The sequence below is a fragment of the Novacetimonas hansenii JCM 7643 genome (genome assembly GCF_000964405.1).
GTDB lineage: Bacteria > Pseudomonadota > Alphaproteobacteria > Acetobacterales > Acetobacteraceae > Novacetimonas > Novacetimonas hansenii.
Map to the genome: position 1 here is coordinate 1 of NZ_BANE01000330.1, position 524 is coordinate 524.

At 65.1% G+C, this 524-nt stretch carries 1 protein-coding gene; it reads left to right on the top strand.

What is annotated here, in order from left to right; translation table 11 throughout:
* A partial coding sequence (locus B7G66_RS16105; RefSeq protein WP_456306327.1) for a Y-family DNA polymerase occupies positions 1 to 524 on the top strand: 524 nt, incomplete at both ends.

Consider the following 524-nt stretch of genomic DNA (forward strand, 5'->3'; position numbering starts at 1 on the left):
GTGATGGCAAGGGTCGTCTCTCTTTACCTGCCGCTCTGGCCGACGGACCGGATCAGGAAGCGGCTTGGACCAGACGCGCCCGCGCCTGAAACTCCGTTGGCCCTTGTCGGACGGGAAGGACGACAGCGGGTTCTGCTGTCTGTTGATCTCGCCGCCCGCAAGCTGGGGCTGCGCCCCGGCATACCGGTGGCCAAGGCTCAGGCGCTGTATCCCGATCTGGTGCTGATGGACGCCGATCCCGAAGGCGACCGGCTCGGACTGGAAAAACTTGCCCTGTGGTTCCAGCACAGGATCGCGCCCATCGTGGCCGTCGATGCGCCGGACGGGCTGGTTCTGGACACGACCGGGGCGGATCACCTGCATGGGGGCGAACTTCCCATGCTCAAGGATATGGTCCACCGCATGGCGGGAGCCGGTTTTTGCGCTCGGGCCGTAGTCGCGGACACATGGGGGGCGGCCCATGCACTGGCTCGCTATGGCCGGTTAGCGATTGCGGTTGTCCCTTCAGATAAAACGACCTCTGC